Genomic DNA, 25034 nt, shown 5'->3' with positions numbered 1-25034 from the left:
AATGACTTCTCGGGAAGAACTCCTCGAATACTTGAAGCGGGTCACCGTAGATCTGCACCAGACGCGTGCCCGCCTGCGAGAACTGGAAAAGGGACACTCCGATGATCCGGTGGTGATCGTGGGTATGGGTTGTCGTTATCCGGGTGGTGTTGGTTCGCCGGATGATTTGTGGCGGTTGGTGGATTCGGGTGGGGACGCGGTGTCGGGTTTTCCGGTCGATCGTGGGTGGGATGAGGGTTTGTTCGATCCTGATCCTGGTGTGGTGGGGAAGTCGTATGTGCGTGATGGGGGGTTTTTGCATGATGCGGCGGAGTTCGACAACGAGTTGTTCGGGATCAGTCCGCGTGAGGCGGTGGCGATGGATCCGCAGCAGCGGTTGTTGTTGGAGACGGCGTGGGAGGTGTTCGAGCGGGCGGGGATCGGTGCGGATTCGTTGCGGGGCAGCCGAACCGGCGTCTTCGCCGGAGTCAGCGCGCAAGGGTACGGAGAAGGTGTCCAGCGATCCGCGGAGACCGAGGGATTCTCCCTGACCGGTGTCGCCAGCAGCATTGCCTCGGGTCGGGTGTCGTATGTGTTCGGGTTGGAAGGTCCGGCGGTGACGGTGGATACGGCGTGTTCGTCGTCGTTGGTGGCGTTGCATTTGGCGGTGCAGTCGTTGCGGGCGGGGGAGTGCTCGCTGGCGTTGGCCGGTGGTGTGACGGTGATGGCCACGCCGACCGCGTTCGTGGAGTTCAGTCGTCAGCGTGGATTGTCGGCTGATGGTCGATGCAAATCGTTCGCTGAGGCCGCCGATGGCACCGGGTGGTCCGAGGGAGTAGGTCTGGTCCTGCTGGAACGGCTTTCCGACGCTCGGCGTAACGGTCATCCGGTGTTGGCGGTGGTGGCGGGGTCGGCGGTGAATCAGGATGGTGCCTCGAATGGTTTGACCGCGCCGAATGGTCCGTCGCAGCAGCGGTTGATTCGTCAGGCGCTCGCGAGTGCGGGTTTGTCGGCGGATCAAGTGGATGTGGTCGAAGCGCACGGCACGGGAACGACTTTGGGTGATCCGATCGAGGCGCAGGCATTGATCGCCACCTACGGAAAGGGGCGATCCCCCGACCGGCCACTCTGGCTCGGTTCGATCAAATCCAATATCGGCCACACTCAAGCTGCTTCGGGCCTCGCGGGTGTGATCAAGATGGTGTTGGCGATGCGGCATGGTTTGTTGCCGCGGACGTTGCATGTGGATGCGCCGACTTCGCATGTGGATTGGTCTTCGGGTGGGGTGCGTTTGCTGACCGAGGCGCGGCCGTGGGAACCGGGTGAACGCCCGCGCCGGGCAGCCGTTTCCTCATTCGGGGTCAGCGGTACCAATGCTCATGTCCTGCTTCAGGAGGCTCCTGCGACCGGCGTCGAGAGCGAAACCTCGCCCGAGCCGGTGCGGATCGCGCCGGAGCCAGTAACCGTTCCGTGGGTGTTGTCGGGGCGTAGTGCGGTGGGTTTGCGTGCGCAGGCGGGTCGTTTGCGGGAGTTCTTGGATCGGTGTCCGGAGGTGGGTTCGGCCGATGTGGGGTTCTCCTTGGCTACGACGCGGGTGCGGTTCGAGCATCGTGCGGTGGTGATCGCACAGGATCGTGCGGGATACGCGGCCGGTTTGAACGCATTGGCTGCCGGACAGCCTCGATCGGGCGTCGTGACCGGAGCGGTGGCCGGACTCGGGGGTCTCTGTTTGCTTTTCACGGGACAGGGTGGGCAACGAGTCGGAATGGGTCGCGTTCTGTACCAGACGAATCCGGTATTCGCGGGCGCACTCGACGAGGTGGCCGCGTGTTTGGACGTACACCTGAATCGGCCGATTCTGGAAGTGATGTTCGCCGCGCCGGGATCTCCCGAAGCCGAGCTGCTCGACCAGACCGGATATGCGCAGGTTGCGTTGTTCGCGGTTGAGGTGGCGTTGTTCCGGTTGGTTGAGTCGTGGGGTGTTGTTCCTGATTTTTTGATGGGGCATTCGGTGGGTGAGATCGCTGCTGCTCATGTGTCGGGGGTGTTGTCGTTGGCCGATGCGGTGTCGGTGGTGGTTGCGCGTGGTCGTTTGATGCAGTCGTTGCCGGCGGGTGGGGCGATGGTGGCGGTCGGTGTTGCTGAGGATCGGGTGCTGGAATCGCTTGTGGGGTATGGGGATCGGGTTGGCGTCGCCGCGGTGAATGGTCCGGGTGCGACGGTGTTGTCCGGTGATGAGGATGCGGTGGCGGAGGTTGCGGCGTTGTGGGCCGGGCGTGGTGTTCGGGTCAAGCGTTTGCGGGTGAGTCATGCGTTTCATTCGGCGCGGATGGATGCGATGTTGGTGGAGTTCGGGCGGGTGCTCGAGGGGGTGAGTTTCGGGGTGGCTTCGATTCCGATCGTGTCGAATGTGTCGGGTTCGGTCGCTGGTGCGGAGTTGGGGACGCCGGAGTATTGGGTTCGGCATGTGCGTGCGTGTGTGCGGTTCGCTGATGGTGTGAGTGCTCTTGTGGGGCTGGGTGTTTCGGTATTCTTGGAGTTGGGTCCGGCGGGGGTGTTGTCGAGTATGGGTCCAGATTGCGTACCCGAGGAACACCACGCCACGTTCGTGCCGACACTGTTGGACGATCGAGACGACACAGTGGCGATGCACACCGCAGCAGGCCGGTTGCACGTAGCAGGGATCCCCGTGGACTTCGCAGCGATGTGCAGCGGGCACGGTGCGCGCCGAGTCGAGTTGCCGACGTATGCGTTCGAGCGGCAACGGTTCTGGCTCGAAGACGCTGCCGGCCGGCGTGGCGAACCGACGCCGGTCGACGAAATCGAGCGGCAGTTCTGGGAGGCGGTCGAACGGGAAGATCTCGATACGTTGACCGGCACCCTGGATGTCGATGCCGAGCAGCCGCTGCGGGCGGTATTGCCGGCATTGTCGAACTGGCGGCGAGAACAGCAGGGTCGCATGATCGCAGATTCCTGGCGGTACCAGATCTCGTGGCGGTCCTTGCCCGAGCCGCCGATGGCGCCAGCGGGTACGTGGCTGCTTGTCGTGCCGGCCGGGTGGGCGGACTCCGAGCCGGTGCGTTCGTGTGTGGATGCAATCGAGGCATCAGGCGACACCGTCCACTTGCTCAACGTGGATCTCACCGGCGCCGGACGCGAATCACTGGCCGGCGACCTGAATGACGCACTCGCGGAGTGTGATCCTTCCCAACTGCGCGGGGTGCTGTCCATGCTGGCCCTTGCCGATGACCCGCGCGTGTTTGTGACGGTGTTGTTGGTGCAGGCGTTGGGTGATGTGGGTGTGGTGGCGCCGTTGTGGTGTGTGACGCAGTCGGCGGTGTCTGTTTCGGGTGGGGATCGGGTTGTGAATCCGGGGCAGGCGATGGTGTGGGGTTTGGGGAGGGTGGTCGGTTTGGAGCATCCGGAGCGTTGGGGTGGTCTGATCGATTTGCCGTTGGTGGTGGATGCGGTGGTGGCGGGTCGTTTGGTGCGGGTGCTGGCCGGTGATGAGGATCAGGTGGCGGTGCGGTCCTCGGGTGTGTTCGGTCGGCGGTTGGTGCGCGCGGGTTTGAATCGTTCGGTTCCGGCGCAACCGTGGTTGCCGGGTGGGACGGTGTTGATTACCGGTGGCACTGGGGTTTTGGGTGGGTATGTTGCTCGTGCGTTGGCGGGTAATGGTGCCGAGCATTTGTTGTTGGTCAGCAGGAGTGGGTCTTCGGCGCCTGGTTGCGCGGAGTTGGTGCGGGAGTTGACCGCGTTGGGTTCGCGGGTAACGGTGCGGGCGTGTGATATCGCTGATCGTGAGGCGTTGGCGGGGTTGCTGGAGTCGGTTCCCGCGCAGTGTCCATTGACTGCGATCATCCACACCGCCGGTGCGCTGGCTGTGAAATCGATATCCGAAGTCGATCATGCTGGTTGGGCGGGAGAGAACGCCGGCAAGGTCGCCGGAGCATGGAATCTGCATGAGCTGACCAGCACTCACAACTTGGCTGCCTTTGTCATGTTCTCCTCCATCGCCGCCACCTGGGGCGGCGGCGGTCAGGGTGTGTATGCGGCGGGTAATGCGTTTTTGGATGCGTTGGCGCGGCATCGTCGTGGGTTGGGTTTGGTGGGGACCTCGGTGGCGTGGGGTGCGTGGGAGGGCTCGGATATGGGTGCGGACACGGCTGCGGTGGAGTCGATGGTGCGTCGGCACGGGATCGGGCGGATGGATCCGCGGGTGGCGGTGCGGGCGTTGCAGGAGGCGGTGGCGCACGATGATGTGGATGTTGTTGTGGCCGATATTGATTGGGGTGTTTTCTTTCCGTCGTTCAGTGCTGCGCGGCGTCGTCCGTTGCTGGAGGATTTGCCTGATGTGGTGGATCTGATCGCGGTGGAGTCGGTGCCGGTGCCGGTGCCGGGTTCGTTGGTGCATGTTCTGGCCGAGGCGGACGCGGCGGAGCGGGTTCGGATTCTGACGGGGTTGGTCGCGGACAATGTGGCTGTGGCGCTGGGTTATTCCAGTGGTGCGCAGGTTTCGCATAATAAGCCGTTTCAGGAGTTGGGGTTCGATTCGCTGACCGCGGTGGAGTTGCGGAATCGGTTGAACGCGGCGACGGGGTTGCGGTTGCCGACGAGTTTGCTTTTCGATCATCCGACGGTGCTGTCCATCGCTGAACACCTCGAAAACGAAATAGCCGGAACATCACCATCGACCGGCCGGCCGGACCAGGAAGGAGAATTCAGAAATCTTCTGCTGTCCATCCCATTCGCCGAATATCATCGCGCGGGCCTCGTCAGCGTGATTCGAAACCTGACCGCAGAATCTGTTGACGAGGAGTCGCGTGCCGAGGAAGCGAACCTGGACGAGATGTCGCCGGAGATGTTGCTGAATCTGGCCCTGCGCAGTGGATCGTAGCGAATTCATCGCTCTATAGTTTTTTGGAGATCGTTGTGGGAATTGACAATAACGAATACATTGCGGCGCTGCGTTCATCCCTGAAGGAAAACGAACGCCTCAAACGTGCCCTTGATGCCTTGACCGAGACTCATGATCCGGTGGTGATCGTGGGTATGGGTTGTCGTTATCCGGGTGGTGTTGGTTCGCCGGATGATTTGTGGCGGTTGGTGGATTCGGGTGGGGACGCGGTGTCGGGTTTTCCGGTCGATCGTGGGTGGGATGAGGGTTTGTTCGATCCTGATCCTGGTGTGGTGGGGAAGTCGTATGTGCGTGATGGGGGGTTTTTGCATGATGCGGCGGAGTTCGACAACGAGTTGTTCGGGATCAGTCCGCGTGAGGCGGTGGCGATGGATCCGCAGCAGCGGTTGTTGTTGGAGACGGCGTGGGAGGTGTTCGAGCGGGCGGGGATCGGTGCGGATTCGTTGCGGGGCAGCCGAACCGGCGTCTTCGCCGGCGTGCTTCAGAACGACTACGGCTCCCGAATCCAATACGGTGGTGGGGATTCGGCCGAGTTCGAGGGCTATCTGAGCAACGGAAGCTCGGGCAGCATTGCCTCGGGTCGGGTGTCGTATGTGTTCGGGTTGGAAGGTCCGGCGGTGACGGTGGATACGGCGTGTTCGTCGTCGTTGGTGGCGTTGCATTTGGCGGTGCAGTCGTTGCGGGCGGGGGAGTGCTCGCTGGCGTTGGCCGGTGGTGTGACGGTGATGGCCACGCCGACCGCGTTCGTGGAGTTCAGTCGTCAGCGTGGATTGTCGGCTGATGGTCGATGCAAATCGTTCGCTGAGGCCGCCGATGGCACCGGGTGGTCCGAGGGAGTAGGTCTGGTCCTGCTGGAACGGCTTTCCGACGCTCGGCGTAACGGTCATCCGGTGTTGGCGGTGGTGGCGGGGTCGGCGGTGAATCAGGATGGTGCCTCGAATGGTTTGACCGCGCCGAATGGTCCGTCGCAGCAGCGGTTGATTCGTCAGGCGCTCGCGAGTGCGGGTTTGTCGGCGGATCAAGTGGATGTGGTCGAAGCGCACGGCACGGGAACGACTTTGGGTGATCCGATCGAGGCGCAGGCATTGATCGCCACCTACGGAAAGGGGCGATCCCCCGACCGGCCACTCTGGCTCGGTTCGATCAAATCCAATATCGGGCATTCCGCGGCGGGTGCTGGTGTTGCGGGTGTGATCAAGATGGTGTTGGCGATGCGGCATGGTTTGTTGCCGCGGACGTTGCATGTGGATGCGCCGACTTCGCATGTGGATTGGTCTTCGGGTGGGGTGCGTTTGCTGACCGAGGCGCGGCCGTGGGTGCGGGGTGAGCGGGTGCGTCGTGCGGGTGTGTCTTCGTTCGGGATCAGTGGTACGAATGCGCATTTGATTTTGGAGGAGCCGCCGTTGGTGGAGCCTGTTGGGGTTTCTGGTGGTGTGGTTTCGGGTGATGTGTTGCCCAATGGTGTTGTGCCGTGGGTGTTGTCGGGGCGTAGTGCGGTGGGTTTGCGTGCGCAGGCGGGTCGTTTGCGGGAGTTCTTGGATCGGTGTCCGGAGGTGGGTTCGGCCGATGTGGGGTTCTCCTTGGCTACGACGCGGGTGCGGTTCGAGCATCGTGCGGTGGTGATCGCACAGGATCGTGCGGGGTTCATCGCGGGGTTGGAGGCGTTGGCGGCCGACCGGCCCAACCCGAACCTCACGACCGGTGAATGTCTTCCCGGTCAGACGGTATTCGTATTCCCGGGCCAAGGTGCGCAGTGGCTGGGCATGGGACGCGAGCTATTGGGCTCGGCTCCAGTCTTCGCCGACAGCATGTCCGAGTGTGCCGCAGCACTAGGCGAGTTCGTGGATTGGTCGCTGCTGGAAGTGCTTTGCGACGACGATGAAACCATTTTGCACAGGGTCGATATCGTGCAGCCGGCGCTGTGGGCGGTGATGATCTCGCTCACGGCCCTGTGGCGCTCGTACGGCGTCGAGCCGGACGCGGTGATCGGGCATTCTCAGGGTGAGATCGCGGCAGCGTATGTGTCCGGCGCCCTGTCGTTACGAGACTCTGCCCGAGTCGTCGCCCTACGCAGCAAAGCATTACGGAAGCTCGCCGGATACGGTGGCATGGTGTCCGTGGGGCTGAACCGCCTCGATGCGGAAGACATACTGGCGCAACAAGAGTCGACGCTTTCGATCGCGGCCGTGAATGGCGCCCATTCGGTGGTAGTCTCGGGCGCCCAGGACACCTTGGACGAGTTCCTGATTCGATGCGAAGGTGCGGGAATTCGCGCTCGGCGGATCGCTGTGGACTACGCGTCGCACTCCACGCAGGTCGAGGTGCTTCGGCAGGAACTCGAGGACGCGCTGGGGCAGGTCGATCCGAGCCCGACCCGTATTCCGTTCTACTCCACGGTTACCGGGGAGCGCGTCGATAGCAAAGTGCTCGATGCCGCGTACTGGTACCGGAACCTGCGCGAAACCGTGCAGTTCGAATCCGCCACGGCCGCATTACTGTCTGCTGGCTATTCAGCGTTCGTGGAAGTGAGCCCGCATCCCGTGTTGACACTCGGGATCCAGGAGACCGCCGAAGGACGCGGGACCCGCGCCATCACACTGGAAACGCTGTTTCGTGAACGCGGCGATCTCGGTCAATTCGAAGCGTCGGTGGGTCGAGCCCACGTTCACGGCGTATCCGTGGACTGGACGGGAGCCTTCGCGCGCCACGACGCCCGGCATGTCGAGCTGCCGACGTATGTCTTTCAGCGGCAGCGGTATTGGTTGGACGGTCCATCGGCCAGAACCGGGGAACGACAGGTCGCGCAATTGGGCTTGGGCGCTGTCGGCCATCCCTTGCTGGGAGCTGCGGCCAACTTGGCCGACGGTGACGGTGTCATCCTCACGGGCCGCCTGTCCACCACCGAGCACCCGTGGCTCCTCGATCACACCGTCATGGGCGCGGTGCTCGTACCCGGTACGGCTCTGGCCGAGATGGTGACCCGAGCAGGAGATGAGGTGGGATGCAATCAGATCGAGGAACTCGTCCTGGAAACCCCGCTGATACTCCCCCCGGCGACTGCGGTTCAGGTGCAGGTCGTGCTTCGCGCGGCCGGCCAGGACGGCAGGTACTCGGTCAGTGTGTATTCACGCACAGATGACGTTGCGGCAGAACATGATTGGGTACGGCATGCGACCGGGGAGTTGATCCGCGCAGGCGTACATATCGAGCCGTTCACCGCGGAGGTATGGCCGCCGCACGGCGCCTTGCCGATCGATATCACGGACTTCTATGAGCAGAGCGCACTTCGGGGATACGGCTACGGCACGGTCTTCCGCGGCCTTCGAGCGGCGTGGCGCGGCACCGGGGAGATCTACGCGGAGGTGGAACTCCCCCAGGAAGACCGGGTCGAGGCGGCTTCCTTCGGCCTCCACCCAGCCCTGTTCGACGCCGCACTGCATGCCGTGGCGTTGTTCGGCGAAGGCGATGATTTCGGAGCCGGCGCTGGTGTCGGACTGCCCTTCAGTTGGAACGGGGTTTCCCTGTTCGCCGTGGGATCGTCCAGCTTGCGCGTCAAGCTGTCTGCGCTGGGACCGAACACCGTCGCATTGCAGATGGCCGACAGTGCCGGCGTGCCCGTGGGTTCGGTGCGATCGCTGGCGCTGCGTCCGGTATCGGCGGAACAGCTGAATTCGAGCACCTATCTAGATGATCTGTTCGATGTCGAATGGGAGCCACTTCCGGTGTCCGGCACCCGTCCGGCGCCCGGAAGCTGGGCTGTTGTCGACCCGGACGTTGGCTCTGCCTGGGCCCTTGCCGGATCGATCGGCGAACCCATCGCGAGCGTCCGGCAGTTGGACTCGCTGCTGGAGGTGGTGGGCCGGACGGTTTTGGTGCCCAGCACGGTGGCGTTCGTGTGCCCAGAATCGGAATCGTTGTTCGAGACCCCGGTCGCCGTCCGAGCCGTAATTCGAACGGTACTGGCCGCAGTGCAGTTGTGGTTGGCCGACGATCGAGTCCGAGAGTCCAAGCTGGTCTTCATAACAAATCAGGCGACTGCCACCGATGGTTCTGAGGCCGCCGATCCGGTTCAGGCGACGGTATGGGGACTCGTTCGCTCGGCGCAAACCGAGAATCCGGGCCGGTTCGCGCTGATCGATACCGACGGTAGCGAACCGAGTGATCAGGTGATTCGCGACGCGATGTGCGTGGACGAGCCACAGATTGCGGTTAGGCGCGGCCAAATGCTCGTGCCCCGACTAATTCGTACGAGGCGGCCGCTGCCCGATTTCGGGGATCGTCCCTGGCGGTTGAGCGCAGCGAATGCAGGAACGCTGGACGGTCTAGCGTTCGCTGCCTATCCGGAAGCCGAGCGGCCACTGGCCGCGACCGAGGTGCGCGTCGCTGTTCATGCGGCGGGCTTGAATTTCCGCGACGTGGTGGTAGCCCTGGGCATGATCGACGATGATCTGCCGCTGGGTAGTGAGGCGGCCGGCATGGTTGTCGAGGTGGGAAGCGGCGTCTACGACCTTGCTCCGGGGGATCGCGTCCTGGGCGTGTTCTCCGGCGCGTTCGGCCCTGTGGCGATAGCGGATTGTCGAGCGCTGGTCGCCATGCCGCGGAAATGGTCCTACGAGCAGGCCGCATCGGTGCCTATCGCATTCCTGACCGCCTACCACTGCCTCGTCAATCTGGCGGGAATCCAGCCCGGTGAAGCGGTCCTGGTGCATGCGGCCGCGGGCGGCGTGGGCATGGCCGCCGTGCAGATCGCGCAGCACCTGGGCGCTGAAGTATTCGGCACGGCGTCGGAATCGAAATGGGCGGAGCTGAGGGCGCTCGGCCTCGATGCGGAGCACATCGCCTCCTCCCGGACGCTCGACTTCGAGAAGTCGTTCGGCCGGAGCCCCGGATTCGACGTGGTGCTGAACTCCCTGGCCGGTGAGTTCGTAGACGCTTCACTGCGTTTGACAAGGCCCGGTGGACGTTTCATCGAGATCGGGAAAACCGATATCCGATCGGTGGACGAGGTGGGCAGCGCGCACGCTGGCGTGATCTACACCGCGTTCAACGGGCTCGCAGAGGACACGCTCGAACTACAGGGGCGGCTGCTACAGGAGATCGTGGATCTGATCGAGTGTGGGGAGCTCAACTTCCTGCCGGTCGCGACATGGAGCATCGACCGGGCTCGTGAGGCGTTTCGTTTTCTCAGCATGGCGCGTCACGTTGGGAAGCTGGTCCTGACGATCCCGCGCGGTATGGCCGATGACCGTGCGGGCACGGTGCTGATCACCGGTGCGGCCGGCGCACTCGCGGGGGTTCTCGCACAGCACCTGGTTGCGGAACACGGTGTGCGGCACCTATTGCTGGTAAGCCGGAGCGGGCCACGATCCAGCCTGATCAGCGAGTTGGAAGCAAATGGCGCGACCGTCGACTGGGCCGCTTGCGATGTGGCTGACGCCGAGCAGCTCGCGGCAACGCTGCGGTCGATCCCCGAGCAGCATCCGCTGACTGCCGTCGTACATGTTGCCGGCGTCTTGGACGATGGTGTGCTCGCTTCGCTGACGCCTGAACGATTCGACTCCGTCATGCGCCCGAAGGTGGACGGCGCCTGGAACCTGCACACCCTCACTCGGAACTCGGGGTTGTCGGATTTCATCGTGTTCTCCTCTGCCGCGGGCATCGTGGGCAGCCCGGGCCAGGCCAATTACGCAGCGGCAAACGGGTTTCTGGACGCATTGATGACGCAACGCCGAAGGCTCGGGTTGCCCGGGACCTCGCTCGCGTGGGGACTCTGGGAACAGGGCGAAAGTGCCATGACCGGAGCCATGGGAGCCATCGATCGTGCCAGGGTACAGGGGGCGGGCATGAATGCGCTTGGCACACAACAGGGTATGGGGCTATTCGACCGTGCCAGAGCCCTCGACCAGGCAGTGATTCTGCCGATGAGCCTTGATGTGGGGCTGCTACGGAAGGGGCTGGGCGGTGGAACGCCCCCGGCGGTATTTCGACGGCTCGTCAGTGCTGGCGTTCGTCGCGGTGTGGCGCTCTCCTCGTCCGAGCCGGATCTGGCACGGCGCCTTGCCGCGCTGTCACCGGATAAGGCTCGCGCGGAGCTGGCGGATGTCGTAGCCGACAACGTAGCAGCAGTGCTCGGGTATGCGGTTGCGGATGAAGTTCCTCGTGCGAAACTGTTCCAGGAGTTGGGGTTCGACTCGTTGACTGCGGTCGAGTTGCGCAACCGACTGCAGTCCGCGACCGGTGTGAAGCTGCCGACCACCTTGGTCTTCGATCACCCGAGTGTGTGGGACATTGTCGACTGCGTCTCCGGTCTGATCGCCGGACCGGCTGTCGCGGATCTCGCCGGAAAGCCGCCCACGGCCGCGACCGACTTCTTGACCTCTGCCTATACCGAGGCGTGCGCGGATGGTCGCATCGATAGCGCGTACGAGTTCGCATCGGCTGCGGCACGTTTGCGCCGAACATTCGGAGAGTCGGATGAAGACCAGGAGCCCAAGGCGATTCAACTCTCGGAGGGCCGGTCTTCCCTGCCGATAATCTGCTTTCCGTCGGTGGTCGCCACCACGACTCCGTACGAATTCTATAATCTGGCCAGGCAATTCTTCGGAGAACGGGACGTTCATGTTCTCTCACCGCTGGGATTCGTAGCCGGTGAGTTGATACCGGAGACCGCTACGGCCGCGTTTTCGGTGCAGGCCGCAGCGATTCGCCGCATTGTTCCCGATGGAAAGTGCATCGTGATGGGCTACTCGTCGGGTGGGTGGATGGCGCGTGGGGTGTCGCAATACCTCGAGGAAACAGGTACTCCGCCTGCGGGACTGGTGCTGGTGGATCCTTACGCGCTGGACGACCCCACGCTGAGCGAACGCAAGGACGACATCATCGCGACGATGCTGAGCATGAACAGTGATCTGGTATCGCTCGATGGCAGCCGTATTTCCGCTATGGCCGGATATATCGCACTGATGGAAAGCTCTGTTCCCGAACAACTCTCGGTTCCCGTACTCGTCGTGCGAGCGAACGAACTGATGGACGGGATCTCTCGCGACGCGAGTATCGATGATGTGTCGTGGCTTTCGCAGGACGGCACCGAGGTGACCACTGCGACAGATCATTTCAACATCTTGGCGGAGAACGTGGTGGATACCGTCGCCGTCATCAACCAATGGGTCTCCGATCGCATAGAAGACGAAGACGTCATTCAGGAGGGGAAACTGTGAAGAAGTCATTGTATGAACTCGGGGAAATGCCACCGACCGGCCATGTGCCCGAGAAGATGTATGCGTCGGTAATCCGGCCGGATCGTTACGGTCCACCCGAAGAGGCGTTCCGTACCGAGGTTATCGACGTGCCACCCGTAGGACGGGGGCAGGTCCTGGTCTACATGATGGCCGCGGGGGTGAACTACAACAACGTATGGGCAGCGTTGGGAACTCCGGTCGATGTCATCGCGGCCCGCCAGCGCAATGGTGCGGCGGAGGAGTTTCATATCGGCGGTTCGGAAGGTTCGGGGATTGTCTGGGCGGTCGGTGACGGGGTGAAGCAGGTGCGAGTCGGCGACGAGGTGATCCTGTCGGGCTGTCAATGGGATGAATCGGCCGCGGACATCCGGGCGGGCGGGGATCCCATGATGTCGAGTACTCAAGCGGTTTGGGGGTACGAGGAGAATTTCGGTGCCTTCGCGCAGTTCACCCTCGTGGACGAATATCAATGTCACCCCAAGCCCCAGCGACTGTCATGGGCCGAGGCGGCGGCCTTCCTGTTGACCGGCGCCACGGCGTACCGCCAATTGCTGGGGTGGCAGCCCAATACCGTTCGTCCGGGCGACCCGATTCTGATTTGGGGTGGCGCAGGCGGATTGGGATCCATGGCGATTCAGATCGTTCGAACATTCGGCGGGCGTCCGGTCGCGGTGGTGTCGTCGGCAGCACGCGCGGACTACTGCAAGCAATTGGGCGCGGAGGGTGTGCTCGACCGGTCCGAATTCACCCACTGGGGCAGGCTTCCGGATATATCCGACGTGCACGCGAGTGCGGTCTGGTTGCAGGAAACTCGTCGCTTCGGTGCGGCGTTCTGGGAGGCGCTCGGCGAGAAGCGTGCCCCCAAGATCGTCCTCGAACACACTGGTCAGGACAGCATCCCGACCTCGATGTACCTGTGCGATACCGGGGGTATGGTGGTCATCTGCGGCGGAACGACCGGCTATCACGCCGATATCGACTTGCGCTACCTGTGGATGCGGCAGAAGCGGTTGCAGGGCTCGCACTTCGCCAACTTTCAGCAGTGCCGCGCCATCACCGAACTTGTCGCAAAAAACTACATCGATCCGTGTTTGTCCTATGTCGGAGAATTCTCCGAGATAGGTCGCACGCACCAGATGATGCGCGACAACGCACACCAACCCGGCAATATGGCTGTTCTGATCAACGCCACTTCCAGCGAGGCATAGGTTCCGGCAGGGTCGACCCGCACTTCATCGGACCGCGAGGTTCGGTGAAGTGCGGGCCAAAGGCCCTGCTGCGCTGGTGGTTTCGAAAGGATACGACTCAGCCGGGCAATCGCTCCGCCGGGTACCGGTCGAGTGCTGGATCGCAATTGCCCACCACGACCGGATGGTCGACCAGGTCGAACATGGCGATGTCTGAGTGGTGATCGCCGAATGCGGCGCAGGCACGCAGGTCGATTCCTTCCCGCGCGGCGTATCGGCGGAGCGCGGCGGCCTTGTCCGGGCCGACCATTGTCGCGCTCACCTCGCCGGTAAAGCGACCTTCGGCCAAAACCAGTTGCGTGCACAGTATTTCGTCTGCGCCGATCGCTTCCGCGATGGGGACCAGTGCGGCCTCGAACGACCCGGACACGAGGACGATCCGGAACCCGTTCTCGGCGAGCTCGTGCAGGCGCTCGCGCACAGCCGAGTTGAAGTACGCCGGATCCGCGGATCGTGATGCGAACCATTCTCTGCCTGTTCGCATTACATCGTCGAATTCGCGATCGAACCACAGCCGGTAGAACCAGCGGTGCGAATCCCTTCGGCTCATGCCAGATTCGCGCAATGAGCGGAATATTCGTAGTGTGGCCTCGGCTTCGGTTCCGCGGTGATGTCGCCGAGCATCGAATTCATACAGCGACAGAAAAGTAATGTCGCGAACGAGTGTTTCGTCGACATCGACGAATGCCACCGCGCCACTCGATCGAGGGTTCGCAGTCGTCGGAAGTCGGGTTCCGCGGACCGTGTTGTCGGCGGATGCGGGGCGGGGATGATTAGTCATGATCCGACGCTGGTTCCCGCTTCGGCCTCGTCGCGGGCCGTGCGATCGCTGTGAGGCCTGCTGTTCAACGTACGCCGGGACGGCTTCGCTCTTTCGCAAAGCGTCAGCAGCGGAGCTGTCATGGCGGTGGTGATCAAGGCCATCAATACCAGCAACGAGTAAAGCTGCGGCCCGATCAGACCCAGCGTGAGACCGATATTGAGAATAATCAATTCCGTGAGTCCGCGGGTATTCATCAGACTTGCGAGAGCAGCCGCTTCTCTCGATTTGATTCCCGTAGCCCGAGCCGAGATATATGTACCGCTGAGCTTTCCGCCGATGGCGGCAACCAGAATGATCAAGAATTCCTGCACACCTGCGCGATCGAGCGAACCCAGGTCGACCTGAAGGCCCGCGACGACGAAGAACGCCGGCAGGAAGATGCTGCTCAGCAGGCGTGCGCCACTTTCTACGGATTCCCGATGCTTCCGTGGGAAGATCACGCCGAACAAGAATGCACCGAAGATCAAATGCAGTCCGATCCATTCGGTTGCGGCACCCAGTAGGAGTGCACCGGAAATTCCGATGAAGGCGAGGTTGCCAGTCGCCTTCGGATCGGTCCGATCTGTGATTCGCGTCAGCATCGGTCGGACGATCCACCATACGATGGCTACCAGCGGGATGAACAGGAACAGGCGGAACTGATGGTCGAGTTCAGGCTGAGCGATTCCGATCACAACCGCGAGTACACACCAGGCGAGAATATCGTCCAAGGCTGCGCTGGTCATGCCGAGCTGACCGATGCGAGTTCCCATCATATTCCGCGACTGGAGGATACGAGCCAATACCGGAAACGCCGTGATCGCGAGTGAACAGCCAATGAAAAACGCGAATGTTAGCCCATTTCCATTTTCATGCCGTGCCAACACAGTGACTGCGGCTACGCTGCCGAACAGGAATGGGGCCAGGTACGACGATAATGCCACCACGGTCACCGAACGGCCGCTGCCCTTCAGCGATCCTCGATTCATCTCGAGTCCGGCGATGAACATGAATACCATCACCCCGACATTTGCGAATGCGCTGAGGTAGGAGCGAACATCGGTGGGAAAGATAGCGTTCGACACCTGTGTGCCGATAATGGTCGGGCCGGCAATTATGCCGGCTACGATCTCGCCGATTACAGCAGGCTGACCGGTCTTTTCTGCCAATCGTCCAAGAAGGCGCGCTGCAATGGTTATGAGAACTAGGTCCAATAGCAAAAATACCATTTGATTACTTGGCAAGATCCAACTCCCCTCGGACCGAAAAAATAGCAATTGTCCAGCTCCGCTGCAGGCCCTGCAGGCTTGCGTTGAGTTTTGGACGGTGAACAATCAACCCAGCCGAAGACCCCCAGTGAAAATCTGAACTCCCGGGAAGGACGTTAACGCAACTGCCGAAGCGTCCCAGTGCCATGTGACTCACAACACATCGAGCAGGAGTGGGGGAGATACATGGCGCAAAGTCGACCATCCTTGTCGCGAATCCCGCTTCTCCGCTCCTCATCCGGTGGACATACTTCCCCTGGGGCTCATGTCGTTCGGTGACTGAGCAGAGGGAGATGAGAAGTGCTCGAGGATAAGACAGTACTTATCACCGGCGCGGCAACAATTATCGGGGTCGAAGTCGCGCGTGTCTTCACGAAATATTCTGCTCGAGTTGTGCTCGGTGACGTCGATGAGGCCGGCGGGCTTCGAGCCGCAGATGAGGTCGGCGGTGGTGTGGATTTCATCGCGGTCGATATCCGGAGTGACGACTCTATCCGGGAATTCTTTGCTGCTGCCGCAATCAAGAGTAGGCGAATTGATGCGTTGGTGAATATTGCGTGTGTCTATGGTGACGAGAATCCCGGTGTCGAATCTCGGGCGGAATGGCTGGATGTTTTGAATACGAACATCGTCGGCACCGCTCTGATGTGCGAAGAGGCGCGACCGCACTTACGTGAGTCGAAAGGCTCGATCATCAACTTCACGTCCCCCAGCGGACGGGTTGCGCAGTCCGGGCGCTTTCAGTATCCGGTCAGCAAGGCCGGCCTGCAACAGCTCACGCGAAGCCTGGCTCTGGAATATGCCCAGGACGGTATTCGAGTGAACAGTGTGTCCCCCGGTTGGACCTGGTCTCGCGTGATGAACGAGATAACCGGTGGCGATCGTGAGCTTACGGACGCCGTCGCCTCTCGCTTCCACATGCTCGGACGGGCAGGCGACGCTGCGGAAATCGGCGAGGTGGTGGCTTTCCTTGCCTCGTCGAAGGCCAGCTTCGTCACCGGCGCGGAATGGGCTGTGGACGGCGGCTATTCGGCCCTGGGCCCCGAGCAGACGACCTCCGCGATCACCTTGCTTACACAGCGCCAACAGGCCCCTCATCATTCCGCTTGAACTAGGAAACTTGCCATGAGCACAGCGATAATTTCTGCAACTTCTCTACTCGAGTCGGCGCGTTCCATCGCACCCGAACTCTCTGAACGCCGCAGCGAGATCGACGCGAATCGCGAGATTCCTCGCGACATCGTCGAGCGCCTTCGTTCGATGGGCATCTACAGCATGGGATTCAGCGCGGAGTTGGGTGGTCCGGGGCTGACGTCCCTGGAGCAGATGGAAGTGGTCGAGGCGCTGTCATACGGAGATACCGCGACGGGGTGGTGCGCGATGATCGGCTCGGCTACCGGTATCTACGCCGGCTACCTCGACGATCAGGCCATCGCGGAACTGATGCCGACTCTCGATCTGATCACCGCAGGGCTGATCTTCCCCGCCGGTCGCGCGGTACGGGTCCCCGGTGGCTTCCGGTTGTCCGGGCGATGGAAGTTCGGAAGCGCGGTGACACACTCCGATCTGGTGATCGGCGGTGCCTTCGTTATTGCCGACGGTGAACTGGAAACCACCGCGGCCGGCGGCCCCGTTGTTCGAATCTTCGTTATGCGCCGCGATCAGGTCACACTTTTCGACACCTGGGACACCACCGGTCTGAGGGGAAGCGGCAGCAACGATTACGCGGTCGACGACTTGTTCGTGCCGGAGCACCACTCCTTCAGCTTCGGCGAACGTAAGAGCGGTACCGGCAAGCTGGCCGAGCCGGAGGCACTGGCTCGAATCATGCCCGGCGTGCCACTCGGAAGTGCCCGCGCCGCACTGGATTACGTCCGATGCATGGCCGAGGGAAAAATGGTGCCCGCGACCGGCGAGCGGTGGGCAGATAACTACCGTGCGCAGTACATTCTCGGGGAATGTGAGATGGAGTACATTGTCGCCCGCGGCGCCGTCGTGGAGACGGTAGCGAGTCTATGGAATCGCTTGGACCACAACAGGTTCGGTGAACTTCCGCCAGATGCCAGAATCAGCACCGCGCTCGCGCGAACGAACTCGTTCCGTGCATCGAGAAGGATTATCTCGCGCCTGTGTGAATTGGTTGGCACCGAATCGATCTACAAGCCGAACCCTCTCGATATCTGGCTCCGAGACGTCAACACCATGGCGACCCACATCATTGCTCACGATGCGGTTATTCAGTCGGCAGGGGCATTCCTGCTCGGTGGCAAGCCGCAATTTCCATTTGTTCTCGGCCTAGGTTGATTCGGAGTCGAAGTGTGCGCAGCGGTGGTCGCGAAGCCGTCGTTATATTCGATACAGATTAGCACCCGTAACAACTGGCATGCCGTCGGACTGTATGGTGCTCGGTTAGACAGGATCTACTCTAGTGGAAGTCGGAAATAGAAGTCGGCTGCCGTCATTGACCGGATTGCGTTTCTTTGCTGCACTCTCGGTTTTCATTTTTCACGCGATGTTACCGAATTCTCCGATTCCGCCTTACAGGCCGGTGAATTTCTTCGGTGACCCGGACGTCGCATATAACGCCGCATGGCTGGTCGGAAAATGTGGATTCGTGGGGGTGTCGTTCTTCTTTATTCTCAGCGGATTCGTATTGACATGGTCGTGGAAGCCTGGGGCGAGTGGGCGCCAGTTCATTAGGCGACGTATCGTCAAGATCTACCCGAACCATATCGTAATCTGGCTGGCTGCGATGATTCTGTTCGCGGCCGCAATCACGCCGTGGAAGTCGTGGCTGCCGAATCTGCTCCTCATTCATGCATGGTTCCCGCAGAACTATATCAATGCCGGAGTCAATACGCCGGCGTGGACGCTCTCCTGTGAGCTGCTGTTCTATGTAATTTTTCCGTTCATCATCCCGTTGGTACTACGTATACCGGCCAAGTATCTCTGGTACGGCGCCACCGCGATGGTGGTGGGTATCGGCCTGATTGTCTTGCTGACCGCGTTCGTACTGCCGGATTCCGAGAAATCTGAACTGACGCCGATCCCGGTTCTGCAGCTTTGGTTCGGATATCTCTTTCCGCCGTCGCGACTGTTTGAATTCTTTCTGGGAGTATTCGTTGCCCGGCTCGTGATGGAGGGTCGCTGGATAAGACTTCCCGTCTGGGGAGCCCTGGTGGGATGCTTGGTCGGATACGCAGTGGCGATGAACGCACCGTTCTACGTCGGGTTCAGTCTCGCCACCGCGGTGCCGCTGGCCCTGCTGATCGGAGCTGCGGCTCAGTCCGATATCGAGTCTCGATCCCGATTCCTGTCGAGTCGTGTCGCGGTGCGGCTGGGAGAGGTGTCATTCGCCTTCTATTTGAGTCAGGGTGTAGCGCTATTCTACGTGCGGCGGTTAATGGGGGAAGTTGCCTTCAGTACCCCTGTTGCCGTTGGCATGATTGTTTTGATGCTCGCGTTCAATATATTTATCGGCTGGCTGCTCTTCACATTCGTCGAGTCGCCCGCGATGCGTAGATTCGCACGCCCGCGCAAGCCGGCCGAGGAGGTTGAGGGAACTGTTGCCAGAGAGTCTTGAGAGTCTCAGGGGGAGCTGGCCAAGGACTAGATAAGATCGGAAATGGACTCGGCGGGGGGCCATCGAGGCCCAGGACTTCAGTCCTGGGCCTCTGCCTGTCTAGATGTTCTGGACGTGTGACTAGTGCCACTTTGCGGGCTTCAAGTGAAACGGGTTACTGTTATATGAAGGGATATTCGGGGATGATCGAAGGGGAGTTCGATATTAGTTTTGTGGCGGGGTTCGGCGGCCCGATCTAGTTCATATTTCGTGGGTTCGCAATCAATCGCTTGATATTTGATAAACGCTTGAGCATTCATGTCGATGCAGCGACCTAGGGGGTTGCGTGTCAGATTGTATATGCTCATGCTGCTATATGTCCGAGAGGTAGTTATGGGCACAGTCAGTCGTAGTGAATCCGAATCCGTTGAAACATGTCTTTCTTCGGGATTTGAGACTCGCGTCGGGGAAATCGAGGACGTTGAGACAGAGATACTCCGTCTTGTCTTCGGCCGCCGACGAAGTGCGGAGCCGGACTCCCTGTGTGATGTGGTTCCGTGTGGGGAGTGCTTCGAACCGCATATGAAGAAGGTGGGCGCTTTTATTCGAGCCGGTAAGCCGGTTCATTTCATCATTCCCGCGTTTCCTGCCAAATCGCGAAACCGCGGTAAGACGCTCGGGCGTGTGCCGGACATGGCCGAGACGTTGGCGATCGAGTCGCTCCAGGGCTTCTGTGATCAGGTATCGGCGATCTACGCACCCGGTGCGATCGTCACGATCTGCTCGGACGGGCACGTCTTCAGTGACGCACTGGAAATCCCCGACCATCACGTCGACGAGTACGGCGCTGAGCTGCAGCGAGTGATCCGATCGACCGGCGGCGGGTCGATCGGCCTGTATGGGCTGCGCGATGCGATGCCGGAGTTGGGGTGGGACGAGCGCCGGCGGCGGTTGCTCACCGAGTACGCCGAGACCGTCGATGAGATTCGTAAGTCCGTGAAGAGCGATCCCGATGCTCGGCGAATGTTCAACGGAATCCATCGCTTCATGGTCGAGGACAACGCCGCGCTGATGCCGGAGCTAAGTATGACGCAGCGCAGAAATCGCTCGAAACAGACTGCCTACGAAGTAGTTCAGCGAAGCCAGGCGTGGAGTCGGCTGATGGCGGAGATCTTTCCGCACGCGGTACGGCTCTCGATTCATCCGCAAACGCACCACAGCGACAAGATCGGTTTTCATCTCCTGCGTACCCAGGACAACTGGCTTACCCCTTGGCACGGCGTCGTACTCGACGACGGAACCAAGTACACGCTGGTCAAGAGGATACAGGCGGAGGAGCTGGGGGCCCGCTTGATCTGGCGCAACAGTCGCCCGAGCCATTTCGTTCTCGCCGGGTCGGCGGAGCCGGAACCCGTACAAGCTTAAGGAAGAATCATGACTGAGACCTTGAACCATTCCTCGCTAGAGGGGATGGACCTCGAACCGTTCGGTCTGGTCGTCGCGGCCTCCTCCGCGGGAGTGACCCTTGCCGACCTCCCGATCGATGATCTGCTCGCGACAGCGCTCGCGAAGAAGGTCGTGGTACTCCGCGGATACGGGCTACTCGGCAAACCTGATTTGGAGCAGTACTGCCGCCAGGCCGGGGACATTCTGGAATGGAACTACGGAACGATCCTGGACTTGGTGGTCCAGGAAGATCCGCAGAACTATCTGTTCGACAAGGGTGACGTCCCCTTCCACTGGGACGGTGCTTTCGCTGAATCGGTACCGCGCTTCTTCATCTTCCAGTGCGTGCAGGGCAGTGCGCCCGATGCTGGCGGTGAGACGGTTTTCTGCGACAGTGTCCAGGTCTACCGTGAAGCGCCCGAGGAGCTGCGGAGGCTGTGGGCCAATACGACGATTACCTACCGAACGGACAAACTGGCGCACTACGGGGGGCTCGCCAGCTGGCCGCTGCTCGGCGTCCACCCCACAACAGGTGAGACGACCATCAGATATGCCGAACCGCTGGATCCCGCAAGGTATTTGAATCCGTTGTTCCTGAGTGTGGAGGGGATCTCCCCGGAGGACAGCGTCAGGGTCATGGAAGATCTGCGCGATCGACTGCATGACCCGCGCTACTGCTACGAGCACCCGTGGCGGACCGGCGACATCGTGGTCGTCGAGAACCATGCGCTCCTTCACGGTCGCAATGCATTCATCGGTTCCGCTGAGCGTCACGTGCAGCGCATCCAGATTCTCTGAACCAAATCATCTGAACGAGAGGCATTTTCATGGCTACTTCGATTACCGACCTAGCGCCCGAATATGATGTCGTCATCATGGGTGGGGGACCGGCTGGGTCCACCCTGGCGGCAATGCTGTGCCGGGAAACCGATCTGAAGGTCGCGGTCTTCGACAAGGAGATCTTCCCTCGTGAGCACATCGGTGAGTCGGGTGCGCACCCTCTGGTGCCCGTGTTGCAGGCCAGCGGAGCGTTGGAAAAGGTGATGGCCAGCGAGTGCTGGATCCAGAAGTACGGCGGTATCTACCAGTGGGACACCGAGCGTCCGTTCGTCGGCTTCTTCGATCATTCCGATTACCTGGCGGATGGCGTGTATCGGTGGTCGATGCACGTGAACCGTGCGGAGTTCGATACGGTCCTGCTCGATCATGCCGAAGACAGTGGGGCACACGTCTTCCAAGGCGTGCGGGTATCCAAATTCGTTTCTGGCAAGGAGATTTCGACGGTCGTACTCGAGGACGGCACCGAGATTCGCGCCGGGTTCTTCATCGACGCCTCTGGGCGGGCGAACCAGGTCGCCGCTCGTGGCGCGGAGCGGGAGAAGGAGTGGCTGTCGGATTATCGGAACATCGCGATCTGGTCGCACTTCCGGAACTGCGTGCCGGCGCAGCGTGCCGAGGGAGACTGGAATGTATTTCGGGACAACAACTTGTCGCCAATCTACGCCGTGGCGTTCGAGCACGGCTGGGTCTGGTACATTCCGACGCCGCGCCTGGTCGACGGCGTTCGTGAAACGGTGTGGTCGATCGGTATCGTCACCAATCCCGAATCGCTTATCCGGGTGAACCTTCGGGACCCCGAGATCTTCCGGAAGACGATTCAATCGATCCCGGTGCTGAAGGAACTCATCGTCGATGCAGAGCCGGTGCGCGATGAAATGCTCACCGCCACAAACTATTCCCGGGTGAGCGATTGCTTCGGCTCCTACGATGACCGGTGGATGGCCATCGGCGACGCCTCCTACTTCGTAGATCCGCTGTTCTCGTCCGGGATGTCGTTCGCGGTGACCCAGGCGTGGGCGGCAGCGCTGGTGTTGCGCAAGACGTTTGACCCCGGCCTGGATGAGCGGGCCAAACGGGACCTCTGGCGCGATTACGATGTCGAGTGGCGCGCGATGGCCGAGACCTGGGCGCTGAGCATCGACCAGTGGTACCACGAGATTTCGCGGTCTCACCCGGACAGTCCGTATTGGAGCGCTCAGGGGCGCAGGGTCGGGCTCGACAACGCCACCGAGGGAACGTTCCAGGCCCTGCTCAACACCGCCCTGGTCCCGGATCTGGTCAATATCATGACCAAGGGCAGCCGTGACCCTCGTGACCTCGCTGTGGAAGGCCCGTACCTCAGGGCACTCTCGGCAGCGGATGCGGTGGATCTGGAATCGGCTGACCTGGTGGAACTTTCACCCGATGCGCGAATCCGATCCGGCCTGGGCGCCGATATTCCGGGGTTCAAGGGTATGTCTCCGCCCTTCGAGATCCCACTCGAGGCGCGCCAGGGTCTCGCGAACTACTGGCGAGACCCGATCGCCAACCCCGACGATGCTCCCTCGCCGCTGAACGACACGGTTCCGTGCGATCGGATCTACTCTGCGACTGATGCCAAGATCGAAGTGCGATGCCTGGAACGTGATGGTGGACAGGGGCTTTGGGACGCGCTGCAGGGTGGGCCGGTCCGATGGTCCGAACTCGCGCCGTCGCTGACGGTGCTGCAAGGACGGGCCTTGAAGCGGCTTATCCGTGCCGGACTCGCAATCGTCCGAACAGAGGCTGCAGGTGGTGTGAACTAGGCTGGCTGCCATGAGGTCTGTTGCGGTGCTCGCAGTCGATGACGTAGTTCCCTTCGATATGGCGGTTCCGCTTGAGATCTTCGGCCGGGCCCAGCGAGAGGACGGAACCTCGTGTTACGAAGTGCAGGTATGCGGGGAGAAGTCCGATGTTTCGTCCCGGTTCTTCGGGATTTCCTCGGTCGGGAACTTGGAGTTCCTGGAGGAGGAAGCCGACATCGTCGTGGTCCCCGGATCACTGAGTTATCGTGCGGCGCCGTCGGATCGGATGAAGGATGCGCTGCATCGCGCCCATGAACGCGGTGCTCGTGTGGCCTCGATCTGCCTGGGCGCATTTACGCTGGCGGCTGTGGGGCTGCTCGATGGGCAGCGAGCTACCACCCATTGGATGGCGGCGGCCGAGCTGGCCGCCGACTATCCGGATATCGATGTGGATCCCGCAGTTCTGTTCGTAGACAACGAGAGTGTGCTGACCTCGGCCGGCGCCGCAGCAGGCCTCGACCTGTGCCTGCATATGGTTCGCCGCGACTACGGCTCGGCGGTCGCGGCGGATACCGCCCGCCTTTCGGTAATGCCGCTCACCCGAGATGGCGGGCAGGCTCAGTTCATTGCGGAGAGTCCTCGATCGGAGGCGGATTACAAATCGATCAATCCGACACTGGAATGGGCGGAGTCGATGCTGTCCGGCAAGATCACCGTATCCGATCTCGCGGCACGAGCGGGTGTCAGTAATCGCACCTTGATTCGCCGATTCAGTGAGCAGGTTCGGATGAGTCCCAATGAATGGCTGCAGATGGCTCGGGTCAGGAAAAGTCAGGAACTGCTCGAGACAACCAACCTGACCATCGATTGCATCGCGGATCAGGTTGGGTTCACATCGGTAGCGGCGCTTCGGATTGCGTTCCGAAAGACGGTAGGGCTCGCTCCCCATGCCTATCGGAAAGCGTTCGTCTGACAGGCACGGCGAAGCCGGGCTTCCACTGAGGTACCCCTGAACGCTCGGCGTCGTTGTTGGATCGGTATTACCCGCGTGTAGTCGGTCATGGTCAGGTGTGGACTCCAGCGAAGAGATCGTCCTCGGGGAAGGTGGATTGCACCCGAGACACGGCGAGGTGGTAGTCCTCGGTGGGCCACACACGTTGCTCCAAGTCGAGTGGACAATCGAATATCGGGCCATCCGGGTCGACCTGGGTCCGATGCGCGGGCATTGCTTGCCTGCGGATCGAGAAGTATTCCGCACAGTGGAACTTGGTGGTGATTTCCCAGGTGGGCTGGCCATCGTCCCACTCCGAGAGAATGCCCCCATACCGCGATCGAACCGCGGCGGCGGTCATCGCAGAGTAGATCGACTCGAAATACTCCTTGCTGTAGGAGCAGAGGTAGTAAAGCTTCGACGGTGTCCACGGTTGCCCGCCCCTGGGGTAGCGGTTGAGGTCGCCGGCCGCCGTGAAGGCCTCGACCGAGACCTGATGTGTCTTGATGTGGTCGGGATGGGGTAAGGGTAGCCACCGATTTCGTCGTAGATGACCACGACATGGGGCCGGAAGTCACGCATGACACGTACCAGCGGAGCCGTTGCTTGCTCGAGCGGTGCCAGGGCGAAACAGCCGGTTGGCAGTTCTTCGCCGGGTTCGGGCTGACCTGAATCGATGAACCCCGCAAAGATGTGCTCGACCCGCAAGATTTGTCGTGCCTGTTCCATTTCCGCTCGACGTAACCGCGGCAGGCCCTGCCGCTTTTCCGGCAGGTCCAAATTGGGATTCAGCACCTCGCCGCGCTCGCCAGCGGTCATTGTGCACACAAGCACTTCCGCGCCCTCGGCCGCATAGCGCGCGAGTGTCGCGGCGCCCTTGGTCGACTCATCGTCCGGGTGAGCGTGCACGGCCAACAAGCGTAATCCGCTCCAGGGCAGATGAACTGATGGCAACGGGCACTCCTCGGGCGCTTCGGATC

12 protein-coding genes and 1 pseudogene are annotated in these 25034 nt (G+C 61.4%); 10 read left to right on the top strand and 3 right to left on the bottom strand.

The genetic code is table 11. The features are described 5' to 3' along the window. Position 1 precedes the first annotated feature (1 nt). The 3 genes from OHB26_RS00520 to ccrA are packed head-to-tail and all read left to right on the top strand — an operon-like array spanning position 2 to position 13343. Positions 2-4876 carry a type I polyketide synthase gene (locus OHB26_RS00520; RefSeq protein ID WP_330182276.1) on the top strand — a complete coding sequence of 1625 codons (4875 nt, stop codon included), beginning with the start codon at positions 2-4 and terminating at the stop codon, positions 4874-4876. A 35-nt stretch (positions 4877-4911) separates the two neighbouring features. Continuing rightward, positions 4912-12114, top strand: coding sequence for an SDR family NAD(P)-dependent oxidoreductase (locus tag OHB26_RS00515; protein ID WP_442942824.1), 7203 nt, complete (start codon positions 4912-4914; stop codon positions 12112-12114). Next, positions 12111-13343 (top strand): crotonyl-CoA carboxylase/reductase, encoded by a 1233-nt coding sequence (ccrA, locus tag OHB26_RS00510; protein WP_330182275.1) that lies wholly within the window; start codon positions 12111-12113, stop codon positions 13341-13343. The genes OHB26_RS00515 and ccrA overlap by 4 nt, the downstream gene beginning before the upstream one ends. 97 nt (positions 13344-13440) lie before the next feature. Here the strand turns inward: ccrA and OHB26_RS00505 are convergent, their stop codons facing one another. Together OHB26_RS00505 and OHB26_RS00500 are read right to left on the bottom strand one after the other, a co-directional pair. Beyond that, positions 13441-14163 (bottom strand): HAD family hydrolase, encoded by a 723-nt coding sequence (locus OHB26_RS00505; protein ID WP_330182274.1) that lies wholly within the window; start codon positions 14161-14163, stop codon positions 13441-13443. Continuing rightward, complete coding sequence (locus tag OHB26_RS00500) at positions 14160-15413, bottom strand: cation:proton antiporter (RefSeq protein WP_330185434.1); 1254 nt, start codon at positions 15411-15413, stop codon at positions 14160-14162. The genes OHB26_RS00505 and OHB26_RS00500 overlap by 4 nt, the downstream gene beginning before the upstream one ends. A gap of 339 nt (positions 15414-15752) precedes the next feature. Here OHB26_RS00500 and OHB26_RS00495 point away from each other — a divergent pair, with 339 nt between their 5' ends. The 7 genes from OHB26_RS00495 (at position 15753) to OHB26_RS00465 (ending at position 24036) form a co-directional block, all read left to right on the top strand. Further along, positions 15753-16562, top strand: a complete 810-nt coding sequence (locus OHB26_RS00495; RefSeq protein ID WP_330182273.1) for an SDR family oxidoreductase — start codon at positions 15753-15755, stop codon at positions 16560-16562. Positions 16563-16577: 15 nt separating this feature from the next. Then, positions 16578-17756, top strand: coding sequence for an acyl-CoA dehydrogenase family protein (locus OHB26_RS00490; RefSeq protein WP_330182272.1), 1179 nt, complete (start codon positions 16578-16580; stop codon positions 17754-17756). A gap of 157 nt (positions 17757-17913) precedes the next feature. After that, positions 17914-19035 (top strand): acyltransferase family protein, encoded by a 1122-nt coding sequence (locus OHB26_RS00485; RefSeq protein ID WP_330182271.1) that lies wholly within the window; start codon positions 17914-17916, stop codon positions 19033-19035. A gap of 561 nt (positions 19036-19596) precedes the next feature. Further along, positions 19597-20439, top strand: a complete 843-nt coding sequence (locus tag OHB26_RS00480) for an isocyanide synthase family protein (protein WP_330182270.1) — start codon at positions 19597-19599, stop codon at positions 20437-20439. 9 nt (positions 20440-20448) lie between these two features. Continuing rightward, positions 20449-21258, top strand: coding sequence for a TauD/TfdA dioxygenase family protein (locus tag OHB26_RS00475; RefSeq protein WP_330182269.1), 810 nt, complete (start codon positions 20449-20451; stop codon positions 21256-21258). A gap of 29 nt (positions 21259-21287) precedes the next feature. Beyond that, a complete protein-coding gene (locus OHB26_RS00470; RefSeq protein WP_330182268.1) occupies positions 21288-23084 on the top strand; it encodes an NAD(P)/FAD-dependent oxidoreductase in 1797 nt (598 codons plus the stop codon). Positions 23085-23094: 10 nt separating this feature from the next. Continuing rightward, positions 23095-24036 carry a GlxA family transcriptional regulator gene (locus OHB26_RS00465; RefSeq protein WP_330182267.1) on the top strand — a complete coding sequence of 314 codons (942 nt, stop codon included), beginning with the start codon at positions 23095-23097 and terminating at the stop codon, positions 24034-24036. Between the two features lie 91 nt (positions 24037-24127). On the opposite strand, the pseudogene mca reads toward OHB26_RS00465, so the two are convergent. After that, positions 24128-24993 (bottom strand): annotated as a pseudogene (mca, locus tag OHB26_RS00460) (mycothiol conjugate amidase Mca). Positions 24994-25034: the final 41 nt, after the last annotated feature.

The organism is Nocardia sp. NBC_01503 (assembly GCF_036327755.1).
Lineage (GTDB): Bacteria > Actinomycetota > Actinomycetes > Mycobacteriales > Mycobacteriaceae > Nocardia.
This window is presented reverse-complemented; position numbering and strand designations above follow the sequence as displayed.